The sequence below is a fragment of the Parapedobacter sp. ISTM3 genome, from assembly GCF_016533505.1.
Classification (GTDB): domain Bacteria; phylum Bacteroidota; class Bacteroidia; order Sphingobacteriales; family Sphingobacteriaceae; genus Parapedobacter; species Parapedobacter luteus.
The window spans coordinates 248,908-272,710 of sequence record NZ_JAENGN010000003.1 but is presented as its reverse complement, the minus strand read 5'-3'; the positions used below and the strand labels follow the sequence as shown (position 1 = coordinate 272,710).

General features: G+C 50.5%; 11 protein-coding genes and 1 pseudogene. 2 read left to right on the top strand and 10 right to left on the bottom strand.

What is annotated here, in order from left to right; all coding sequences use genetic code 11:
* Positions 1–5 precede the first annotated feature (5 nt).
* The 4 genes from JHJ32_RS06130 to JHJ32_RS06115 are packed head-to-tail and all read right to left on the bottom strand — an operon-like array spanning position 6 to position 9,734.
* Complete coding sequence (locus JHJ32_RS06130; protein ID WP_079716127.1) at positions 6–1,769, bottom strand: RagB/SusD family nutrient uptake outer membrane protein; 1,764 nt, start codon at positions 1,767–1,769, stop codon at positions 6–8.
* Positions 1,770–1,792: 23 nt separating this feature from the next.
* A complete protein-coding gene (locus JHJ32_RS06125; RefSeq protein ID WP_200120336.1) occupies positions 1,793–4,609 on the bottom strand; it encodes a SusC/RagA family TonB-linked outer membrane protein in 2,817 nt (938 codons plus the stop codon).
* A gap of 32 nt (positions 4,610–4,641) precedes the next feature.
* Positions 4,642–6,552, bottom strand: coding sequence for a RagB/SusD family nutrient uptake outer membrane protein (locus JHJ32_RS06120; RefSeq protein WP_090974310.1), 1,911 nt, complete (start codon positions 6,550–6,552; stop codon positions 4,642–4,644).
* An 11-nt stretch (positions 6,553–6,563) separates the two neighbouring features.
* Positions 6,564–9,734, bottom strand: a complete 3,171-nt coding sequence (locus JHJ32_RS06115; RefSeq protein ID WP_200120335.1) for a TonB-dependent receptor — start codon at positions 9,732–9,734, stop codon at positions 6,564–6,566.
* Positions 9,735–10,307: 573 nt separating this feature from the next.
* Here JHJ32_RS06115 and JHJ32_RS06110 point away from each other — a divergent pair.
* A complete protein-coding gene (locus JHJ32_RS06110; protein WP_090974278.1) occupies positions 10,308–11,147 on the top strand; it encodes an esterase family protein in 840 nt (279 codons plus the stop codon).
* Between the two features lie 27 nt (positions 11,148–11,174).
* Here the strand turns inward: JHJ32_RS06110 and JHJ32_RS06105 are convergent, their stop codons facing one another.
* From JHJ32_RS06105 to JHJ32_RS06095, 3 genes are all read right to left on the bottom strand, one after another.
* Entirely contained in the window at positions 11,175–13,550 is a 2,376-nt protein-coding gene (locus tag JHJ32_RS06105) for a glycoside hydrolase family 127 protein (RefSeq protein ID WP_200120334.1), read from the bottom strand.
* A gap of 5 nt (positions 13,551–13,555) precedes the next feature.
* Positions 13,556–15,310 (bottom strand): glycoside hydrolase family 43 protein, encoded by a 1,755-nt coding sequence (locus JHJ32_RS06100; protein WP_079716131.1) that lies wholly within the window; start codon positions 15,308–15,310, stop codon positions 13,556–13,558.
* Between the two features lie 115 nt (positions 15,311–15,425).
* Positions 15,426–16,997 carry a glycoside hydrolase 43 family protein gene (locus tag JHJ32_RS06095; protein WP_200120333.1) on the bottom strand — a complete coding sequence of 524 codons (1,572 nt, stop codon included), beginning with the start codon at positions 16,995–16,997 and terminating at the stop codon, positions 15,426–15,428.
* A gap of 101 nt (positions 16,998–17,098) precedes the next feature.
* Here JHJ32_RS06095 and JHJ32_RS06090 point away from each other — a divergent pair, with 101 nt between their 5' ends.
* Positions 17,099–18,226 carry an endo-1,4-beta-xylanase gene (locus JHJ32_RS06090; protein WP_200120332.1) on the top strand — a complete coding sequence of 376 codons (1,128 nt, stop codon included), beginning with the start codon at positions 17,099–17,101 and terminating at the stop codon, positions 18,224–18,226.
* 485 nt (positions 18,227–18,711) lie between these two features.
* Here JHJ32_RS06090 and JHJ32_RS06085 read toward each other — a convergent pair whose 3' ends face one another.
* The 3 genes and pseudogenes from JHJ32_RS06085 to JHJ32_RS06080 form a co-directional block, all read right to left on the bottom strand.
* Entirely contained in the window at positions 18,712–20,379 is a 1,668-nt protein-coding gene (locus JHJ32_RS06085; RefSeq protein WP_370584482.1) for a RagB/SusD family nutrient uptake outer membrane protein, read from the bottom strand.
* Positions 20,354–20,437 (bottom strand): annotated as a pseudogene (locus JHJ32_RS23125) (hypothetical protein); the annotation flags it as partial. The pseudogene JHJ32_RS23125 and the gene JHJ32_RS06085, both read right to left, overlap by 26 nt.
* A 247-nt stretch (positions 20,438–20,684) precedes the next feature.
* Positions 20,685–23,783: a TonB-dependent receptor gene (locus JHJ32_RS06080; protein WP_200120330.1), complete on the bottom strand. Its 3,099-nt coding sequence runs from the start codon at positions 23,781–23,783 to the stop codon at positions 20,685–20,687.
* Between the last annotated feature and the right edge of the window lie 20 nt (positions 23,784–23,803).

The window sequence follows — 23,803 nt, the reverse complement described above, 5'->3', positions numbered from 1 at the left end:
AGTACTTACCACCCGTTATTTTGCCGTAATGCACTGAATTTCAATATTTCGCTATACGGTATTGGACCGTAAATCATAAAATCCCGGTACACCCGATCTTCTACATCGATAATTCGGTGATTTCCGTTTTCGATGTGGTCGCCCTTTGCTGTCTCGGTAAGGTTGGCCTTCCAACGGCGCAGATCCCAAAAACGGAATCCCTCAAAGCAGAGTTCCAACCTGCGCTCATTACGGATTAACTCCCGCATGGCTGCCTGATCTGCTTTGACCGACTCTAAATAGGCATCACCATTGTCGAGGCCAATCCCTGCCCGTTGACGGATAGCTTTGATTACGTCATAGGCGGAATAGTTATTGCCACCGGTAGCAGTCGGCCCCCATGCTTCATTAGCCGCTTCGGCATAAATCAGGTAAATTTCGGTATACCGGATATGCGGTTTGATGTGCCGTTGGGCGTTAACACTGGTTGGATTGAGGTTAACATCGCCCCGCAGCAGCTTACGCATATAATAGCCGGTACGTGTGGATGTCTCTACCCGGTTCAGCCCGTCATTGGTGCCTCCGTCTACTGCTGTGTAAATGGCCGTATTGTTGGCCCCTGCTGTACTTCCATTGACAATAATAAATTGCTGTAGCCGGGGATCCCGGTTTGCATAGGGTGTGTTATCATTATATTGTGCCTGTTCCGCAGTAATGGGATAGCCGTTGGCCATCGGAAATGCATCGACCAGGTTTTGGGTTGGGTTCAGCAATCCGGCTCCATATAGCGTGGGCGGGAAATGCTGCGCCTCCAGAGTGCTGCTTGTTCCTTCGATGTTTGTACGCCAGAGGATTTCGCGCGGGTTTACTCCAGACCCAAGCCCATCGATTTCGTTGCGGTTGTCGTACCACGTAACCCCGTTGGGTGCCAGTCCGGTAATCCCGCCGTTTAGATCGATCACTTCGGCCGCATAGTTCGCGGCATCGGCCCAAGTGGTGGTGTTCCCGTGGCTGAATGCCGGGCTTGCCGCCAGCAATGCCGCCTGTGCGCGTACCGCCCGCAGGATACGCCCCGACAGCCGCAAACGCATCACTTGTCCGAACACCCGGTTATATTCGCTGATCCCAATACCGAGCGAGGTGTATTTGGCCGGTATTGCTGACACGTTGCTGACATCTTCATAATCATGGGGCAGCAAGCCAAGTGCTGTCTCCACATCACTGTACAGCTGCTGCATACAGGCCTCGAACGTAGCTCTCGGCTGATTAAAGTCGGAAGACGGGTCTTCCGGTTCCAGCACGATTGGCACACCCAACAATTCGCCATTGGCGTCGCCGCCATGTGCCTGGAGCAAATGATACATGAACAGCGCCCGCAGTCCGTAAGCTTCCCCTTTCGTGCGCTCAACAAAGAGCTGATTGATTACCGGATCATCGGAAAATTTCACCATATCAACCTCCCTCAGCATCACATTGAGGTATTGGATAGCCGCCAGTGAATTTGTCCATTGATTCAGAGGGTTGTTGTTTGAAGCCCATTGCCCTGTGGCTACTGTATAATATGCATTGGCTTCGTCATTGGAAACGGCATTATCCGTGGCCATATCGCTGAAAGACCAGCCATTCGTAGGGAGCCGTGTATAGCCATTGTACAACAATCCGGCAGCGTACTTTGGCTCATCGTGGATGTCACTCAAATCCCGGTTGTTCCGGATGGCCGGTTCAAAAAGATCGGAACAACCCGATGCCGCGACAAGCACCACAACTACATATACAAGTTTCTTATTCATCGCTTTTCATTTTTTGTAGCTAACTAAAACAGCACCTTCGCGCCAACGTTAAAAAACCGTGTTTGGGGTGCACTTCCAATATTCAACTCCATGATTTTCCGGTTGGGGGAAATGGTCAGCAGGTTTGCCCCGTTTATATATACCCCAAGCTCGTTGAAAAAGCCATCACCGATGATACGCTTTGGCAACGTGTAGGAGACCTGTACCCTGGCCAGATCAAACCGGTCCGTACTGTAAAGCCAAAAGTCGGATGATCTGAAATTGTTATTTCCATTCAGTGTAGTCAACCGCGGATAGGTCGCCTGGCCGCTGGTTTCCGGGGTCCAACGCCCTCTCACCACCTCCGAATACTTGTTTTCGCCTGCAATCCAGAAATAGGAGTTGTCGCGCAGGGCATAAGCTCCTGTCCTGGCCATTCCCAGTACAAATACGGTAAGGTTGCGGTATTTTGCAGTCAGGTGTATCCCTGCGGTAAACGGTGCGCCGAACCAGCCACCCCGACCGAGATAGACCGCGTCTTGATCATTGATGACACCGTCGTTATTTTGGTCCTTGTATTTAATGTCACCGGGCCGCACCTGGCCGAATGCCTGCGTAGGCGAATTTTCAATCTCCTCGACGCTGCTGAAAAATCCTTCCGCCTGCAATCCCCAGATTGCATCCAGTTCCCTGCCTATCCTGTTCTGATAGCTGTCCTCAAAAATATCAGCCCTTCGGGTTGCTATCGCTTTGTAGTACGTACCGGTCAAACCCAAACTCAAATCCGCATTGCCGACTTTTTTATTCAGTTGCAAATCGAAATCAAAACCGGAACGCTCATCTTCGTCATAATTCACATAAGGAATGAAAGAAGACACCGGCCAGCCCGTGGTAAAATAACTCGGAAATAAGTTTCCGTTCTGGACAACCAATCCCTTCATCCGGCTTGCGAACCACGACGCGTTGAAGGATACCAGTTGGTTGAAAAAGGATGCATTCAGGTTTACGCTGACCTCTTCCCGTTTGGGAAAAGTCAGGTTGGGGTTCGCGCCACGCCTGGAGTCCGTTGTCCGTTCGCCCGCCGACATGTCTCGCCAGCCATACCATGCGCCACCTTCATCCCCGGCGTTCGCGTAAATGGCCTCATACAGGTAATAGTCGGCAATATCCAAATCGGTATGCAGGATCCCGCCTGATACCGACACCATCAGGTTGTCTATCGCCGATGAGCCAGCGATAAAAGGCTCGTTGCTGATCCGCCATCCAATCGTAGCAGTTGGGTTAAAGGCTTGCCGGTTGCGTTCGGGAAGCCGGGCTGAGTGGACCAAAGCACCATTGAATTCGGCATAGTAGGTACCCTGGTAGTTATATCCTGCATGTAAACCAAGGTTTGCATTGCTCGTCTTGTGGTAAACACCGGAAGTAGTCTGTTGGAAGCCTCCGGCCAGCAGCGTGGCCGAAACATTGTGCCGGCTATCGAACTGCCGCCGGTAGTTGAGCTGGCCTGATGCGGCGATTGTCTGCCTGAATGCACTGTTGCTGACATTCTGGGTGCGCGAACTGGCATCCTGGCCATAGCGGGTCAGGCTGCCGATCAGGTCGTCCCCTGCATAATTATTCCATACAGGCTCGTATACTGCGTACTCATGGTTGAACGATTGATTATAGGATGTTGCGTAGTCCATTCCGAACATCGAGCTGAACGACAACCCGGGCAGTACATTCCGGAGGTCAAAGTCTACCGCGGTATTGAACTGGAATTGACGGCTGGTGTAGGTGTTCGAACCACCTGCATAGATATCAGCAAACGGATTCGTCTGATCCAGTTGCGTTCCACCGAGAAGGTACCTTCCATCGATCAGATTACTGCTGAGCCCCACCAACCTCATCGACTCCTCATCGTCCGCTTCAATCATGCTTATTGGAATCAGCGGTGCGAACCTGTGCGGCCTTAGGGTTGCAGCACCGTTCCAGTAATCGGTATTCACCCCTTTTCCATTGTAAAAAATTGCGGCTGCGTCTACCTTGGCATCAATAAACTGGTTGATGTTCATATCTACATTGCCACGGATATTAAACCGCTCATTTTTGTTGTCAGCAGCCTGCCCGAAGTTCAGGAGCGTGCCCTCTGACCAGTATCCGAAGTTGGTGTAATATGCTGCCCGCTGGTTCCCTCCCGCTATTTCCACAGTGGCGTCATAGCGATTGTAGGTATTCTTCAGGTATTCGGGCGAATAATAGTCCACATTGGGATACCGGTACGGGTTGGCGCCCGCAGCATGGTGATAAATATCTTCTGCTGAATATAGCGCACCCAAACCATCGTTCAACCGCGCTTCGTTATATAGCGTCATGTATTCCGCAGACCCCAGGTATTGCGGATAGCGTCTTACGGTATGCAGGCCTGCATTTGCCCGTACCTCAACAGTCTGCTCAGCGGCCCGTCCTCGTTTAGTTGTGATCATCACAACTCCCTTTGCCGCGCGGCTGCCATAAAGCGCTACGGCCGCAACGCCCTTCAAAAAGGTTACCTGTTCGATTTCCGTGGGCATTACACTGCCTGCATCGCGCGGCACGCCGTCTACCAGCACCAGAAACGAATTATTCCCCCACAGGTTGCCGTGAAAGCCTGCAGCAAAAGCTTCCATTTCCGACAGGGAGTAGGTAAAATAATTTTTGTCCAGCAGTTGCGGGACGCCCACATAGGCCACTCCTCCCGTCAACTCGTGGGATTCGACTGTCCGGAAGGCCACCTGGACGGAATCACCTATATTCGCTTTGATGGTGTCCTGTGCTTGCAATGTCGCCGAAAACAGCGTCATGGTGACACTACACACCATCGCTAATCGTATATCTTTCATTGTCATTTCTCCATTTAATTTTCAGCATGCCATTACCAACCCGGATTCTGGTGAAACTCCGGGTACAACGTTACATCAGCGACCTTCAGCGGCAACCAATAATGCTTTTCGCTGAAATTACGCTCCAAAATCACTGCTTCCCTCAGGTTTACCACCCGGTTCTCTGCTGGATCTTCCGTATTGAACTCCCCGGCCCTATCAAATTCAATGGATGTCTTGATGGTGTATGGCCGCTCAATCAAAAGCAACCACCTTCTCAGGTCGTTGAACCGATGGCTTTCCATCGCCAGCTCAACGGCGCGCTCGCGGCGCAATTCGGGCAAAAAGGCCTCGGTTGACCCTAAAAATCTGGCATGCACCGGTTCAACACCAGCGCGCTGGCGGATGACATTCACCGCATCCTCAGCCGTCTTGGCAAAAGTCGAAGACTGCCCCGATGGCGAGCTGTACCCGACTGCTACCGACTCTGCATACATCAGGTAGATGTCGGCCAACCGCATATAAGGAATCATGATATGGAGCGCATATCCATAGTCGAATCCCCTGTCGATGTTGTTGGCCGTAATCGGAATGAACTTCCGGTTCACGTAGCCCGTTCGGCTTCCCGTACTGACGTTGCGGTAACTTCCTCCGGTGAATAGGTTGGCATACCGTTCTCCCGCCATGTTTGCCGGTATGGAGCCTTGCACCACTTTCACGCCATCAAAAAGTATGTTGTTATAAAACCGCGGATCACGCCCACGCCAGGGAAATTCCGGGTCGTAGCCGGACTCCGGGTCGGGCTTGGTAATGTCATCCGGAAGCGGCAGCCCATTGGCCATACCGTAAAAATTTACATAGTTGGCAGTGGGCAGGAACTTGATGTCACCGTCGCCAATGTGCGCTGGCAAATACTGTTTTGATGCGCCCCAGTTTGTATGGTTGCCCCGGTGGTAAGGTGGACGGAAAATAGCTTCTGTGCCACCAGGTATGGCCCAGTTCTGACCATAGGTGTAAAAATTCATGTGATAGTTCGCAAATGGCATCAATGCATATTGCGTCTGCCCGCTTTCCACCAATTGAAGCAGTTCGCCGAAAGCGTCCGCTGCCCGCCGGCAATAATCTGTATTGTAGGTTCGGCTGCCCGTAGACTCATAATTCATCAATGGGCTACCTGCCCAAAGCAGATTCTTGCCCAGGTAGCCCAACGCCATGATCTTGTTGGCGCGCAACGCATTCTTGCCAAGGGTTCGTCTGCCTGCCTCGGTATCGTCCCAATTGATGGGTAGCAAGTCCGCCGCCCGCCTGAAATCCGCCGCGGCTTTTTCCGCACATTCGTGGTAGCTCAGGCGAGGTTCACGAAACGGTTCGTCCGCCGGGAGTACCCTGTCAATGTAGGGAAGCCCTCCGAAATATTGGATCAACTGAAAATGAAACCATCCTCTGAAAAAAAGCAGTTGCCCCTCAATCAAGTTACGCTCCTCCTGTGTACCGTCGGTCAGCATATGCAGGTTTTCCAACCCCAGGTTGGTTTTACGGATTCCATACCACGCTAGTATCCAAAGTCCCTTGTCGATGCGATCCTGGTCTACACTACCCGAATTGTAGGATGTACGCACATAGCTTTTGTCCATCCAACCGGCTCCCCACCCATCATGTTCGACCTGCCATCCCCAGAAATCACCGTTTTCGATTTTCACGCCGAAATGGAAGTTGTTTGCTGTGGATTGGATTTCATCGTCGCCCCAGTTGAAGGAAGTGGTCCAGTAGCTGGTTGCAAAATTGGGCACACAATGGTACAACTCTTCGGTAAATCCCTGGAAATTGACAAAATTCTGGAAAGCAATTTCCTCTGAAATAATTGACTCCGGTGTCCGTTCCAGATAATGCTCACAGGAGGACACTACCAGCACTGCCGGCACCAGCAGGCTACGTATAAACTTGGATTTTATATTCATTATCATAACCATCTGTATTAAAAGGTAACATTGCAGCCCAGGTTCAACCGCCTCACGGTGGGGTACGCCCCTTGCGAAGCCCAGCCCGTGCCGGCGAAGTTAGATTCCCGGTCGTCGGGCATATCCGTCCACAACAACAAGTTGTTGCCACTGACGAATACGCGGAAATTGGCTACGCCAAGCCGTCGCGTCCACTCAGGTTGGAAACGGTAGCCGATTTCGGCATTTTTCAGCCGCAGGTAAGAGCCATCGTAGAAATAGCGGTGTCCGGCGTTGAACCCGGCGGTCAGTGTCTGCCACCGCAGCATGGGAACGTCCGCATGGATATTATCCTTCGACCAATAGGTTCCCTCTTCGTAAACCCGGTTTACCTGGCCTGTCAAACTGTTGAATACGACTTGCCTGTAAACGTTGTTAACGCCGTAGAATTGGAGGAATACGTTGAAGCCCTTCCATTCGAACCCGAGATTGGTGTTGTACGTATTCTGCGGTATACCTGAATACCCGTACGGAGCCGAATCAAATGCATCGATTATGCCATCCCCGTTGATGTCGAGGATATGGTAGTTTCCGGGCAATTTATTGGCATCGTTAGTATTGTGCGGCGTGCTGGCATAAAGCTCATCCCAAGAGTTGTAATACCCATGGCCGATGTGCGTGCGTGCTTGGCCGAGCTGATACCCCTGCTGTTTCTGGTAATCGTGCAGCAGCTGCGGATCATCGCGGAAAAGCACTTCATCCTTGGCGTGCGTCATGGCAAAATCGGCCCATATGCGGATGCCGTTGCTAAACGTATGGTTGAAGTTAAGCGTCAGTTCAAAACCTTTGGTCCGCATGCGGCCCAGGTTCGCCGCGGGGGCGTCCGTGCCGTAATAGCTCGGTACCGATCGATCGCCTGCCATTAGGATATCTTTGCGGTTATCCTGGAAATAGTCCAACCTTCCACCGATGAGGCCATCAAGGAAACCGAAATCAAGGGCAAGATTGTATTTATAGGCAGTTTCCCACCGAACTGCAGGATTGCCCACCATCGTTTCGCGGTACCAAGTGTATGGGCTGAATTCTCCGGCTTCACCAACCACGCCCAATTGAGACGCATCGCCATATGCCCACTGGTTCATGAACAGAAAGCGATCCGGACCGATATTATCGGCACCGACTTCCCCGTAAGATGCGCTGATCTTCAACAGGTCGAGGCCCTTTACCTTCTTCATAAACGGCTCTTCGGAAATGTTCCACCCCACTCCGCCGGATGAAAAAAATCCGAACCGATATTCGGGGGCAAACTGTTCCGAGCCATTGTAGGCTCCGTTATATTCGACCATGTACTTGTTGCGGAAGTTATAGGTTCCCCGGAACACCCAATCTTCGCGGTAGCGCGGCACCATGCTTCCGGTAGCTTCCTCCTGACGGCTCATCAAGCCCATCGCCGTGTAATTGTGGTCATTGGCAACTGTACCCGCATAGTTCAACTGCAACTGGTAGAATAGCCTACGCTGTGTCTGCCCGCCGCTTACGCTTCCGCCGGTAGGCGACCAAGCGGCCCCCTGGTCATAATAATCAAAGCCGGTTTGGCTGTCGAAAGCCTCCTTAAAAATGACCTGACCGGTCCGCGGATTGATCCATTTTTGCTGAAAACTGTTGTAAAGGTCATTTACACCCCTCCCCGTTTCCACGAAACGATTGTCTACCGCCAGCGTCCCTTTGAAATTCAAGCCTTTCAGCAGCATATCCAATTGTTGGTCGAGCACGAAATTGGTGGACAATTGGGCGGTGGTGGTATAGGATACTCCCCCGAGCGACAGTATTCTTATGGAATTCAGGGCTGCCTGCTCATTCGGTTGATAATAGCCCCACGTTCCGTCTGAATACCGTGGAATCAATGCATCGGGTGGATTCTGGTAGGCGGCGATCCAGAATCCGTATTCATTCCCTCCACCCCATGGACTTTTTCGAACGCCGTATGTACCACTAAGACTGGATTGCAGTTTGGTGGACGGTGTTAACTGGAAATCCAAATTACTTCGTAAGTTCAACCGATTGTAATCGTAGCCAGGTGTGTATCCGCGATTATTTTCAAATTGCCGGAACAAATCGCCTTCCTTTTGGTAATCGACGCTCGAGAAATATTTGGTGACCCTCGTGCCTCCCCGGATAGCAACGTTGGCATTATATGCCATCGCATAATCCTTAAACATCAGATCCTGCCAGTCGACGTTAGGGTATCGTTCGGCTTCTTCCTGATTAAGCGGCGAACGGTATTTATACCGAATATCATAAGGGATGATATCGTTCCAACTGGCTGGGTTCAATGAAAGCTCATATTCGATAGCCCGATTGCGAACACCTATTGCATCATAAGCATCCATCTTACCGGGTAGCTGCGAAACAAATTTGGACGTAGTGTTTACCCGCCCAGTGATCTCCGCTCTACCCTCAGCCCCCCGCTTGGTGGTCACGATGATGACACCGTTGGCGCCCCGGGAACCGAACACCGCTGTCGCCGACGCATCTTTAAGCACCGATATAGATTCGACCGACAAAATATCCATCTGACTGAAAAACTCCGGTCGCTCCACGCCATCCACCAATATCAATGGGTCGTTGCCGTTCCAGCTGTTTTGCCCCCGGATAACAATACGAGGGTTTTCCTCGCCAGGCATCCCGGTGCTCGCATGCGTGACCAAACCCGGCAAATTACCGGTCAACGCAGCCCCGAGACTGGAAACCCCGCCCGTTCGCTCCAATACCTTGCCGGTTGTTTGGGTGATGGCGCCAACCACCGTTTCACGCTTTTGCTGGCCATAGCCCACCACTACCGTTTCTTCCAGCATAATATCCGCACTGCTCAATACCACTTTGATGTCCGTTTCATTTTCGACAGCCAGTTCCAGCCGTTCCGACCCCAAATGGGAGACCACCAATACCTGCTTTCCACTGGGTATGCGCAAAACGAAACGGCCGTTATTGTCCGTCGCCACAGCGATACTTGTTCCCTTCACGGCTACCGATGCTCCTGCTATCGGCGTCTCAGCGGCATCCATTACGATTCCCTGTACCTGCCGGTAATCTTGTGCTGAAAGCTGGAGATAAATCATCACCAAAAAGGGCAACAGCCACCCCCCTTTTCGATGCGTATACCTCCATAAATCTTTCCAGCATTTAATCGGATAAAAATTTATGATCATGTTTATTCAATTAAGTTAGTCAATGTCAGGTCATTCGTTTCCATGGAGTGCAGCATCAAGACACTCTAGGTAAACGGTGTGTATTAGCGGTTCAATTACCCTTTAGGTATCAATTAGGTTTTAACATCACTTCATTGGTTTATATGGTCCAAAAATTCAGGTAGCACTATCTGTAGCACCAAGCGTTAGCTCACACGGGCCACCTTTATAAATGTTATTAAAACACTTTTTTAAACGGGAACAAAACGGCAAGCTCTCATAATCAAAGTCGAATAAAAGGTTAATAATACTTGGTTAATAATCTTCAGCCTGTGATTTTGAAACTGAGACGCAATGATAACACAGCAAAAAAAGAAAGCAAAAAAAACATGTTACATAAATCATCGGGCATGTTACATTACCACACAAACAACAGAAAATCAGCAATATAAATCAAATCTAAAAATCATTGATTGTCGGCAATCGGGTTGTACGATTCAAGATTAGTATGTAGGTTTGTAATTGTCTGTTGCCAAACAACCAGTCAGGCTGTCTGCGATTAAATGTATAAACCACAATAAATATCATCAAACCATGGAAAAGAAAATTGCCTTCTTGCTGTACGTTTCCCTTGGGCTAAGCCAAGCGCAGTCCCAAGAAATCCTACCCACTATCCCCGACTACTTTGACGTTGTCACAGCGGACATTATGAAAGGGAAGGTCGACACGATTCACTATCCATCCAAAACGGTCGGAAACGACCGGACAGCGTTGGTTTACACCCCTCCGGGATTTACCAAGGATGCCAAATATTCCGTACTGTATCTCTTGCACGGCATAGGAGGGGATGAGTTTGAATGGTTAACCAACGGCCAACCTCATGTCATTCTGGACAATCTCTACGCCGGGGAAAAACTGGCTCCGATGCTGGTTGTCCTTCCCAACGGCAGGGCCATGAAAAATGACCGCGCCGAGGGTAATATCTTCGACCGGGAAAAGGTGGCAGCATTCGCAGCATTCGAAAAGGATCTGCTTACGGACCTCATCCCGTACATCGAAGCCAACTACCCGGTTTACATGGACCGCGAACACCGCGCAATCGCGGGGCTATCTATGGGCGGTGGACAATCGCTGAACATTGGGTTGGGTAACCTCGATAAGTTCGCTTGGGTAGGCGGCTTTTCTTCCGCCCCGAACACCAAACCGCCGGTCGAATTGATTCCCGATCCAAAAGCTGCCGGCAAAGCGCTAAGCCTGCTTTGGGTGTCGTGCGGCGGCCAGGACAATCTCATCCGGATCAGCCAGCAGTTGCACGAATACCTCGACACAAACGGGATACCCCACGTCTATCATGTGGAAGCGGGCGGCAAACATGACTTTGCCGTGTGGAAAAAGGATTTATTTCGGTTTAGCCAGCTTTTATTTAAGCCTTAGCTTTACGGCTCGGTATCTAAGCGGCCATCACTTACTTTCCATCAAACGTATATGGAACACGCGCCCGGTCTCTCGGCCTGCTGCCGACTGAAACCGCACCGTGATGTATGCTTTATTCTTAACCAGCGTATTCGGGATGGGATATACGACATCCCTGAATCGTTGTTCGTCCCGCTCACCGGTTATGTCTTCCACGCCCAACCGTTGGCCATCGATCAGTATATCAACGGTTCGGCCTTCGGGTTCAGCCCCCCAATATCTCACCATCAATACCAGGTCCTGCCTACCTTTCGTTTCCAGCTCATATTGGAAATACCCCCCGTCGCGTGCACTCCGCCACGAAGCGTAGCGATGCCTGCCCGTATGGGATTGGTGTGTCTTCATCGCATGGTCTACCTCAGGCTGCTGTTCTCCCGGCGTAACCGCATCGATGGTTCGTCGGTCAAGTGCCAAACGCCGCTCTTCTTCCGCTTTCTTCTCGGCCACGATTTCGGCATAGCGCTCAGGTGTTACGGCCAGCCAATACATCATATAACGACTGTCGTGGATACGGTAAAACGGCTCCAGGACCAAACTGCTGTCGTTTTCGCGTTGCAAAAACTTCGGTACGGTATAGCTCATCGGCTTACCCACCATCGGTTGCATCGCCCTAAGTGCTTTCAGCAAAGTTTCGCGGTCGGCAATCAAGGCTGGGGCTTCAAACAATGAGACCAACGGACCGTGGGCGATGTGTGCCCAACGGTGATCGTCGGCGATCAACCCGTCAAGTCGGTGGTCGCCCACCCGCGCTCCCAACAAGATGGGGCCCCGCATAATGGCCACGTAATCCGGCACATCCGGCAATTCCTCAACGGCCATCTCCATGGGCATAGCCATCTCAATCACGTCCCCATCGTGCCACTCTCGGGTTATGGCAACGTAAGATGCAGGAGAAGCACCCGATGCATAGTTTCGTCCTCCCACATTGACCTGCATTTTCCCGGCGCCGACCCATCGCGGATACCGCACTAATACAGTAAGGTGCATAGGTTTATCTACCCTTACTGTCATCCTACTGGTCTCTTCATCCGGAAACCGCGTATCCTGGATAAGCCGCAGCCCCTGTTCTTCCCAGTTCAGTTCAGATGCGATAAAGAGATTGACCAGCAACGAATCACCCGTATAACCATATATCATTTCCCCGTATTTACCGTGGTTTTCCATCCCCGTACCCACGCAGCACCACATAGCGCTGTTCGGAGCCGAATAAACGCGGTAATGCGCCGGACGTGCAGGTGTAAAATACACATAGCCCCCATGCACGGGATGTTGTGTTGATAAGATGTGGTTATACAGCGCCCGCTCGTAGAAATCCATGTATTCCGCCTCGTGATCCATCCGGAATAGTCCGGCGGTAAGCCTCAGCATATTGTTCGTGTTGCACGATTCGGGACCTTCGCGTTCATATACGTAGCTGATGGCATCATCTTTCGAAGGAAAATGCTCGCGGCGGCTATTGCCCCCCAAGGCCAGCGAGCGATTATAGGCCACTGTCTGCCAGAAGAACTTCGCTGCTTCGCCATACGCTGGTTCCCCACCAAGCTCAGCTACCCGTTGGTAACCGACGGCTTTGGGCACTTGCGTATTCGCGTGTTTGTTATCCAAGTTGTCTATGCCCGCGGCCATGCTATCCAAGATTTCGCGGTGCGAAAACCGTTTGGCGGCTTCAAGGTATCTCCTGTCCCCGGTAATGCCGTACGCATCGGCATACACCTCATTCATGCCGCCGAACTCATTGGCTAGCATCGCTTCCATTTGCTGGTCATCAAGGTGATCGATGAGCTCCACCCCCCAGTCGCATAACTCCAGAAACATCGCTTTGGCCGTCTCATTGCCAGCGTAGATCCACGCATCCCGTAGACCCGCATAGGTCTTGTGCAGGTTATACCAGGGCACCCAGAATTGCCAGACGACCGCGGTATTGCCGCTGCGGATTTCGGCCCACGCCTCCTTTCCGTTGGGTACACCGCCCACATAACCATCGCCGTTATGCTCTTGGCACTTGGACAGCTCCGATATCATGTACTCCATGCGTTGTTTACACGCTGTGTCGCCTGTCGCAGCATAGTGGATTGCCAGCGCAGACAGGTAATGGCCGCCCACGTGACCGTCCAAACCAAGCCAGTTCGGGAAGCTCTCACCTTTCGGGGTCAATCCCGCTTCCTTGAAGTAAGGAGCAAGCAGCCGGTCGACATCATACGCAAGTAGTACCCGGGTATTCAGCTCGCAAGCCTGTTTAAAAGGGCCGTCCAGCAGCTTGACACGCTCCAAGGGAAAAGTTCTCCGATAGAAACTGTCTTGGCCGAACGCCGGACGGCACAAGCAAACCAACAATAATAACAGGTATATAAGGCTCCTCTTCAACACGTTCACTTATTGGGCAGAATGTCATTTACCGAAGTCGCGTACAATCCGATCAGCGCACCGGTAAATCCGCCCGCCACATTCGTCGATAAAATATCTCCCGAAACGGTGCCGCCCAGGTTTCTGAAGCCGCCTCCGCCCTCGGCGTAGTTGAACCGATAATCATTGCCTTCAGCGGTTACCTGCAGCCGTATCGGTTTGTCCAAATCTACCACTTCGCTGGCCAGTACGGCAGCGTTACCATCTTCGGTACGCTGCAGCACAATGTAGTGGTCGTCTCCCATTTTCGTCACACCGAACACGTAGTGGTAAGTCTCTTTCTGTAAACATACCAGTCCGGCCAGATCTTTTTCGGACGCGGGCGCATAATCCAACGTGGTCGTTGCGGTAAAGGCGTTGTGCTGTTGGCGGTAAAATAATGTCGAAGTCGGTTTGATTTCGTCGATACTTGTAGCAAACGGCGTGATGCGCAAGCCCTCTTTGGTCAAACGGATAAACCGCTCGCGAGGCCCCCTTAAACCAAACCACCGGAGGTCCAGCACATCACCCTTAAAGTCCTCTTCGAAGATGAAGTTACCGTTAGGGAAGTAACCATGCTCGCCGGTCTTGTTTTTTACACCTGCGGGCATTTTCAGCTTAGGTGACAACGGTTGCATGCCTTCCTTGAAAACCGGAAATTCCCCGGTCCAGTCGACGGGCAGTATAAACGTCTCCCGCCCCGTATTCACTCTGCCCTTTTCATTCGGCCGGATACCCAGAAACACCCCGTAGTACCGTCCGTCCGGTCCTTCCACCAAATCGGCATGTCCCGCCCAGTCTACCTTGTACGGCCTGTCTTTCGGCAGGTGGCGTTGCGATAATATCGGGTTTTCGGCCGCCGGGACGTACGGTCCCCGCGGTTGGTCGCTGGAGAAAATGACTTCGCTGTGGTTGTCGCCCGTACCGCCCTCCGCACACATGAGGTAGTAGCGGCCGTTCTTCTTGTAAATATGCGGTGCCTCGATCCAGATGGGCTTTTTGCTGATATCCACTCCACCATCTACGATGATTTTATCCGTACCCGGCACAACCTGATCTTTTTCCAAATCGTAATCCCAGATCTTGATGACCCGATGCCCCTGGTACTGCTCCTTTCCCTTGTCCGGCGCATCATTGTGTACCACGTAAGCTTTGCCGTCATCGTCGAAGAAAAGCGATGGGTCTATCCCATCGAAGGCGAGTTTAATGGGATCGCTCCATCCCTGATGGGGGTTCTTCGTTTTCACCACGATGTTACCGAATCCACCGGCAAATTGGGTGGTTATCATATAAAAGGTCTCGTTGACAGGATTGTATCGGATAGCGGGTGCATAGACGCCCATGCTCATACCTGCGGAGTCGACCTTAAGCTGTGAAGTCCTATCCAGCACATGGCCGATTTGCGTCCAGTTAACCAGATCGGTGGAATGGAAGATTGGTACACCGGGAAAAAAGGCAAACGACGAACACACGAGGTAGTAATCACCTCCTTTACGGGTGATGCTGGGGTCAGGATAGGTACCCTGGAGTATCGGCGAGTAAAACTCATCGGGTTCTAGCGGATGTTCTTTGTATACCTGATCGTCTCCGCGATAGTTAAAATTCTTGAAGACTACTACTTTACTAGCATCCTTTTGTTGCGCGAAAGAAGTCTCATACCGTAATAACGTCGCCGAAAACACTATCAACGACCCTAAAAATACCCATACGTTTTTCATGTATTCATCAACCAATTTAGTCATTAAATTTATCAAATACCCATTAGCGTAGACCCAAAGCGATGAATCGCGGGACGCAAAACTAACGAGGAAATGTCGTCGCTTACTTAAGGCTATGTTTCGTAAACACTCGAATATGTTACATTCCGTCTGAAAATCGCACGTAATCGACATCCACGAATCCGCCGGTTGCTTTTGTGGCATAGTTGAACACACCGTAGCGATATCCCATAAAATGAGGTAACGTATATTCCATCTTAATAGGCGACCCGATAGCAATCCATTGTTTCCCGTCTAAACTATAATAGAAATAGCCGGTATCCACTCGGTCTTTGAAATCACCTACGGCCTTGAAGTATACCATCGGCTGGCGCAGCGGGACACGCATCTTTTCTACAGGCCGTTCCGATTCTCCACTGACCATGACAATCGACTTGACGCCATTTTCCGATACCACTCCAACCCAGCCATATTTACGCTGAAGCAGCGCCAACCCAGCCGCGTCGCCATCTTTCATATGGGAGATATCAATGGCAGTTTCCGCGGAAGATTTCGGTCCAAATGTACGCTGTGTTAAGGTATTCCTTGCCTGTAAAATGGTAGTATCCAGCCGTCCGGTGGTTAGCCGAAGGTAACCCGGGCGCTCCGTCACCGACCACAGGTCATTATCCGGATTATGATTCCATTGCCATGCTAACGGCAGGGGTGGTTCACCCACTGTCCGCTCAAACTCGTCCGAAGCCACAATACCGGGCATTAGCCCTTTCGAGGCAGGGAGATCCAGTGTCTCAGGCACTTTCCCATCCACACCCAAAACAGGCCACCCATCTTCCCATCGCACCGGAACGAGGTATGGGATGCGCCCAACTGCACCGTAGTCGCGGAATAAATAAGCATACCACGCCCCTTCCGGCGTACTGATCAAGCCACCTTGGGCAACGCCCTTATCCTGTAAAACCACCCGCCCCTCCCAAGGACCGGTCAATTGTTCTGCCCGGTGAATGATCACAGTACGCATCCCACCTTGGGGCCAACTGATATTGAACAGGTAATATTTCCCCTCCACCTTGAAAAGCTGCGACCCTTCTGCAGGCAGCATGACATTGGGGCCGGACGGCGCGGTTGCATTTTCGATGATGACACGCTCACTGGTACCCCGCTTCAGTCCCGAAAGGTCTTCGTTCAATTCCAGCAAACGGATTTCTCCGCCCCCGTAGACCATATACACCCGGCCATCGTCATCGAAAAACAAGGAATTGTCATGGTAGCTTGGCGCGAATGACGATCGTTTCCATTGCCTTGCTGCGATATCCGTGGTCGAGAAAATATAGGTTTTTCCAGTAGTCTGCGAGAATGTAGACACATAATACGTATCATCATGGTATCGTAGGCTACTTGCCCACGAACCTCTACCATAGGCATTTTTTCCATTCGCCAGCTTTAGATCGTCAATATTGGCTAACGTATCATAAGCGTATCCAATGATTTTCCAGTTGACTAAGTCACCTGATTTCATTATCGGTACGCCTGGACTCAAATGCATGGTCGTGCTGCTCATATAATAGCAATTGCCTACGCGAATCATCGACACATCGGGAACATCAGCATACATGATTGGGTTGCGTGCCACCTCCTGTGCCGCAAGCCGTAAGGGTAAAAATCCGCACCAAATCAGCAAAAAAAATAAGGAACATTTGTTTAAATTGGTCATTATTGATTAATATAAAAGCACAAATTTAATTGGTGTTAAAAATACAATTAATAAATAGTATTTTTACATCAGTAATGCAATCGGTTGAATAATTAAAAAAAATGAAGACAGTCCATCTCCGTTTTCTCCTATGTTTAGGAAGCCTCGTATTTAACACTTACGCCGCACGTTGTCAAGCCGTACAGACCGACAGGATTCCATCACTTAAAACCGTATTCCAAGATGACTTTTTAATAGGCACCTGCCTGAACACGAGCCAAATAGCAGGCAAAGACAGTGCCGAGTCCAACTTGATCGAGCGACAGTTCAACGCCATTACGCCGGAGAATATCATGAAGGCTCACATCCTTCATCCTGCTTGGAATCGATTTGATTTTGAACTCGCTGACAAGCTGGTGGCCTATGCCGCCAAGCATCGCTTGAAAGTGAATGGACACACCTTGATATGGCATAGCCAATTGCCGGACTACATACGTCAGATAAATGATGTCGACTCTGTTCGGCAGTATTTCGTAAACCATATCGAAACGGTCGCCAGCCGCTACGACGGCCTGATCGAATCATGGGATGTCGTCAACGAAGCACTGAATGAAGATGGTACCCTGCGGAATTCTATTTTTCTTGAAAAGCTCGGTAAAAATTACATCATTGAAGCCTTCCGGCTTGCTCAAAAGGCGGCACCAAACACTAAATTATATTATAACGACTATAATATCGAACAGCCCCAAAAACGTGCAGGGGCTATTTCACTAATCAAATCGATACAAGCTGCCGGTGTGCGGATCGACGGTGTCGGGATACAGGGGCATTGGCGGGCCGATGATGTTCCAATGGAAGATATCGAAGAGAGTATAAAGGAGTTCAGTGCATTGGGTATCGAAGTGATGTTTACGGAGCTCGATTTAAGCGTATTACCCAATCCGTGGGATAGCAATATAGCCGATATTGGTCGGAAGGCGGCATACCGTGCCGAAATGGATCCCTATCCGGGCGGCCTGCCCGATTCCATCCAACACGTGCAAGCCCTTGCGTATGAATCCCTTTTTCAGCTATTTATCAAATACCGGGATAGCATCAGCCGAATCACCTTTTGGGGTGTTAGCGATGGTCAGTCCTGGTTGAATAACTGGCCTGTTCGTGGACGGACCAATTACCCGTTATTATTCGACAGACAGTTTAAACCCAAGGCTGCGTTTTACCGCGTAATTGCGGCAGGGTCAGTAAACTAAAAGAGGCTATCCGCATTACACGCCCGCACCAACGTTATTGTCGCCCGTACCATGGGATAAGTAATCGTTCCGGGTCCTCATCCAGAAAGGTCTATATCGGCTTACCCTGGCGACAGGCAAGCTATTAGCACTATCCGGTGGCAAAACCCATCTCCGCAATATCAAGGCCACTGAACTCCGGTATGATGGCGATGGAAAGATCGTGACCATTCACCCGTATGGTGAGTTGAGTACGCAATAAAGACATCACGCACGGGCGCCCCATTAGTCACGGGCGCCCAATCTCTCCGCGTGAAAAGCGTCGCTAAACGTCATTCGTAGTATAATAAGCTGTGGGACGGGCCAATTGCCCGTTATTATTCGACAGACAGTTTAAACCCAAGGCTGCGTTTTACCGCGTAATTGCGGCAGGGTCAGAAAACTAAAAGAGGCTATCCATTAATTGGATAGCCCCATTCGATCGGCATCCACACCCACCAGGACCGCTAATCATATCCCGGATTTTGATAGGCTTTCTTCTCGGCGTCTGTCATTTCCATGCCATCCAGCTGGCCTATCGGAATCGGGCGCAAGTAATCCTTCGGCTGGATATTGCGCGTAATCGTTTGTGGCGTATGATCGCCTTTATCGGTGCCGCAAATGGTATAGGTGGCAGCCCTGGTATGCCAAGTCTGCGTGCGCGCCAGATCGTACCATCGAACACCTTCACCGAAATATTCACGTGCCCGTTCATCGAGTATATAGTCAATCGTGATGGTTGCCGGTGTCGCTGCCGTCATCGCAGCACTGTTATCCTCGTTCTTTTCCACTGCGTTGTTGTTATGCCACCGCCATTTGCCCGCCCGGGCACGGAGCACGTTAACCAGATCACGGGCACTTTTGCCCCCCACGGTTGCTGCACCTTTCACCGCCGCTTCAGCAGCCACCAGGTAAAGTTCTGAAAACTTGGCAACGGGGAATGGACGGGTATACGTTACATTCATCTCGCCCAATCCGTTTCCATTGTCTGTCCGATAAGGTCCAAGCTTCCAGAGATTGGGATATACAATCCTACTGATTCCCTCCGGTGCAATCACCCAATCGGATCGGCCCGGTATCACGCCCGCACCGACGTTATTGTCGCCCGCACCACTGGGATACGTAATCGTTCCGGGGTCCTCATCCAGGAAGGTCAATATCGGCTCGCCCTGACCAACAGGCAAGTTATTAGCGTTATACACCACGGTGTGGTGTGCATCATTCGGATTCTTATGCCAATTGCCACGATACACCGTGGTGAACGTACCATCATAACGGGAGTCATTGATTTTGTCTGCAAACATATCGATGATGAGCTCATGCGTGGGAGCCACGCCTGTCCATGGGCGTCCCAGCGGCTGTACTGCTTCACGCTGAACGGAACTCATCGCTGCAAACGAACTGCTGCTCGTAGAGCTCCTCAGATCTGTATAGTTCCATGTCGGAAACCAGGGAGCGAAGCTTCCTGGTGAGTTTCCAGCACCCCAACCTGTAACATTATCCCCATTATACAGGTCGCTTTTTTCTGTATGGTCGGCATATAACAACATCTCGCTGTTGCGATCGTTCGAGCCCAAATTCACATCATAGAAATACGGCTGAAGTGCATATGGCCCGGGATTATCAATTGCCTCCACTGCCATATCATAGGCTTGCTGAAAGTACCACTGCGCAGTCTGCCCGTCCGGATCTACACGATCCGCTGCCGGGTAAGTCGGAATATTTTGGGGGTTTTCCAGCCACCAGCCGTAGGTCAGGTATGCTTTAGCCAAGTACAGCCGCGCCACGGTCTTGGTGACCGTCCCCGTCAACCGGGGTGCATCGGGCAAATCGGCTACCGCCTGCACCAAATCGGGAAAAATGGCCCTGGTGTACACTTCCGGCACCGTATTACGGACGGAGGTACGGGAAGTGGATGTATTGAACATCAATTCACCTGCCCCTAAATCCAGCGGTACCCCGCCGAATGTTTGCACCAACAAAAAATAGTCAAATGCCCGGAAAAAACGTGCTTCAGCAATCAGCTCAGCAGAAATAGTACCTACCTCAGCTGCATTTTCGATAATACCACTTGCGGTGTTGATGTTGGAAAACACCCCCCAAATGACACCATAGGGGTTGTTGGTAGGCGAAATGACCCCGACACCTGAAAAATCCGCATTTCTCGAATCGGCATTGACGTTCTGTCCCCAAGTAGCCTCATCGGTACCGGACTGGATACCCGCGTAATAATAACCGTGGCCATAGATGTATCGAAGGTGGGCATACATCGCCGTCAGTCCCCCCATTACCCCTTTTTCCGTTTTAAAATAATCAGGAGTATAAATACTGCGTGGCACCTCGTCCAATACCTTAGTACACCCTGCCACAGCGACCAACAATACGAGCCCTATCCGGCCGAAGAAATTTATATGAAAACGTTTCATGTCCTGTTCCTTTCTTAAAATGTTAAGTTAATACCAACCAAGTAATTGCGCGTAGTCGGTGTATTGGTACCGATTGTCAGCAACCTTCTTAAGTTCCATGATAACGGAACAGCAGCATTCTCGTTGCCGAAAGAGTTCGTTTCCGGATCCATACCCGACAAATCGTGGTAGGGCGAAAACATGACAAAAGGATTTTGAGCTGTGAAATAAACCCGCAAGTTATCAACACCGACCTTATCTAACCATTTGCTGCTGTCAAAATTATAACCTAGCGAAATGGTACGGATTTTCAGGAACGATGCATCAAAATAGGACAGCGAATTCAGGTACTTTGGTTGATCACCGCCAATCCCACCTGGCTTTGGGAATCGTGCACCCGTATTTTCTGGTGTCCAGTAATCCGCCTTAATGTTGCCTCTTCTTCCTGTAAGAATATTCAAATAACCGTTTGCACCATAAGGTGTAGCGATCAACAGCCCACCACTTTTGAACATACCCACCACACTTAAATCTAGCCCTTTATAGGCAACCCGGGTATTAAAGCCTCCTTGAAAATCCGGTTGCATACTCATGATTTGCCGGTCGTCCGGACCGATGATACGGGTAGGAGAACCATCCGCATTAAATTCCCCGTTGTACTTCACTTTCACCATCCCGACGTTTCCACCAGGTTCGTATTGTTCCAAAAAAGGATCTCCTTCCTGCCATAGTCCGACGGCTTCGTAGTCAAAAATTACGTCGATGGGGTATCCTACAAACCACCAGTTGCCTTCGTCCCTCGTCTGGCCAGAAGCAAGTGACGTCAATTCATTGCGATTGAGGTAAAAATTCACCCCGACATCCCATGACCATCCATTGTGGTTATCCAGAATGACACCATTCAATGCTGCTTCAAACCCTTTATTCTCGGATTTGCCCACGTTAGCCATGTAGCTGCCTACACCAGACGTTTGGGGCAAACCTACCCTGAACAGTAAATCGTCGGTCTTCGTATGATAATATTCGAGAGTACCCGACAGGCGGTTGCCCCATAGACCGAAATCTATTGCATAATTTGTTGTGGCTGAAAACTCCCAACCTAATCCGGCATTCGGCAATTCAGACACATATAAGCCCGTATCAAATGTTTCACCGAAGTTATAAGGCCGGGTCGATAAAAGTCCGAGGGTTGAATACGGGTTTATTGACTGGTTAGACGTAACGCCATAACCCAAGCGAATTTTCAATTGGTTGACAATAGGGGAACCAGTCAGAAACGACTCGTTATGCAGGTTCCATCCGACGGAAACAGCGGGGTAAGACACCCACTTGTGCCCAGGGGCAAGCCGTGACGAACCATCGTAGCGAAAGCTAGCCGTCATCATGTACCTGTCATCATAAGAATACATGACACGACCCATGCCAGATATCAGGCCGCTTTTTGAATAATGTTGCTCATCAGGATTGATAATGGGTTGTTCGTTTGCACGGCCAAGGTTATAGAATTGGAATGCATCCGCAGGGATGTCCCGCGCTTGGACAAAAGACCGCGTGTACAGGTTTTCCTCTGCAGCATACAATCCCGTCAGGTTAATGTTATGCTTTCCGAAACTGCGATCATAAGTCAGTAAGTTCTCAACAATCCAATGTGTGGTGTTTGCATTGCTCAATGTGGCCGATGAAGGGGTAGTAGCCAACGATTGGAACACCCCTTCTCCTGTGTACGAGCCGCCCTTGCTTTGCCGGTAATTCAAGCCTACATTGATACGGTATTTCAATCCCTCAACCTTCGGAATCTGCACCTCGGTATAAATGGTATTGTAGGTACCCAATGCGCGTGTTTGGTCAATCCAGGCATCGCCCAAACCTTCGATAATATCCCTTGAGTACACCCATTGATCTTCCATCGGCATGCGGATCACCCGTTTCCAGGATCCGTCCTCATTGTAAGGGTTGGCAATAGGTGAGGAGTTTAATGCACCATAAACACCAAGGTTATCACCATTATTTACCGAATAATTACTATTAGTTGTAAATCCGATTTTGATGTAATTGCCAATTTGCTGGTCTATAGCCGCATTCAATGATACCCGATCGAAGTATTGGCCAGGCAGTACTGACTGATCCTTGAAATAACCGACATTGAGCTTGTAGCTCCCGGTCGCTGTACCGCCCAACACATTAAGGTCGTGGCTGCCCGTGTAGCCGTCTCGATATAATAGATCCTGATAGTCGACATTTACATCTTCGGATTCATCCAACCCATGTGTTGTATATACTCCCGCATCTGCACGCAGCTTCACAAATTCCGGTCCATCCATCATGGGGTACTTGCCAAAAATATTTTTCAGCCCCTGAAACCCAGAATAAGAAACGCGCGCCTCCTGGCCCGCACCGCCCTTATTCGTAGTGACCATAATTACGCCATTGGCTCCCCTTGACCCATAAATAGCCGTTGCAGAAGCATCCTTGAGGATGTCGATACTTTTGATATCGTTTGGGCTGATATCCTGAATGGAACCTGCAAACGGGATTCCATCAAGCACAATAAGCGGATCGTTGCTGGCGTTAAGCGAGCGCGTACCCCGTACGCGGATCTGCATCGCCGCGCCCGGCTTTGTAGACGTCTGCGACAATTCTATCCCCGGTAAGCGCCCTTGAAGGGCTTGTGTGATATTGGCTGAAGGGACTTCACGCAAACTTTCCCCGCCAATCGAAGCGACCGAGCCAGTTACCGACTCTTTGCGCTGTGTACCGTACCCCACGACAACCACTTCTTCTAAGGCACTTGACTCTTCCAGCAATGTCACCATCAGTTCTTGGCCAGTCTGTCCAACCTTCACTTCTTGCGTCGCATATCCAATATAACTGAATACCAATACACTGTTTGCTGGCACACGGATGGTGAATCGACCGCTATCGTCTGAGGACGTACTTGCTGCACCATCATCGGAGTGGATGGAAACCCCACCCAATGCTTCCCCGGCCTCATTTACAACGCTCCCGGACACACTGATGTTTCCAGCCTGCGCCATGACGTACGTGGAATAAGAAAACAAAAACAATAATAGACAGGCGGCTCTGATGGCTTTTCCCCGCCACCGCCGCAATCCCGATTTGTATACGCTTATCATACTGTAGGATTATTGGTTAA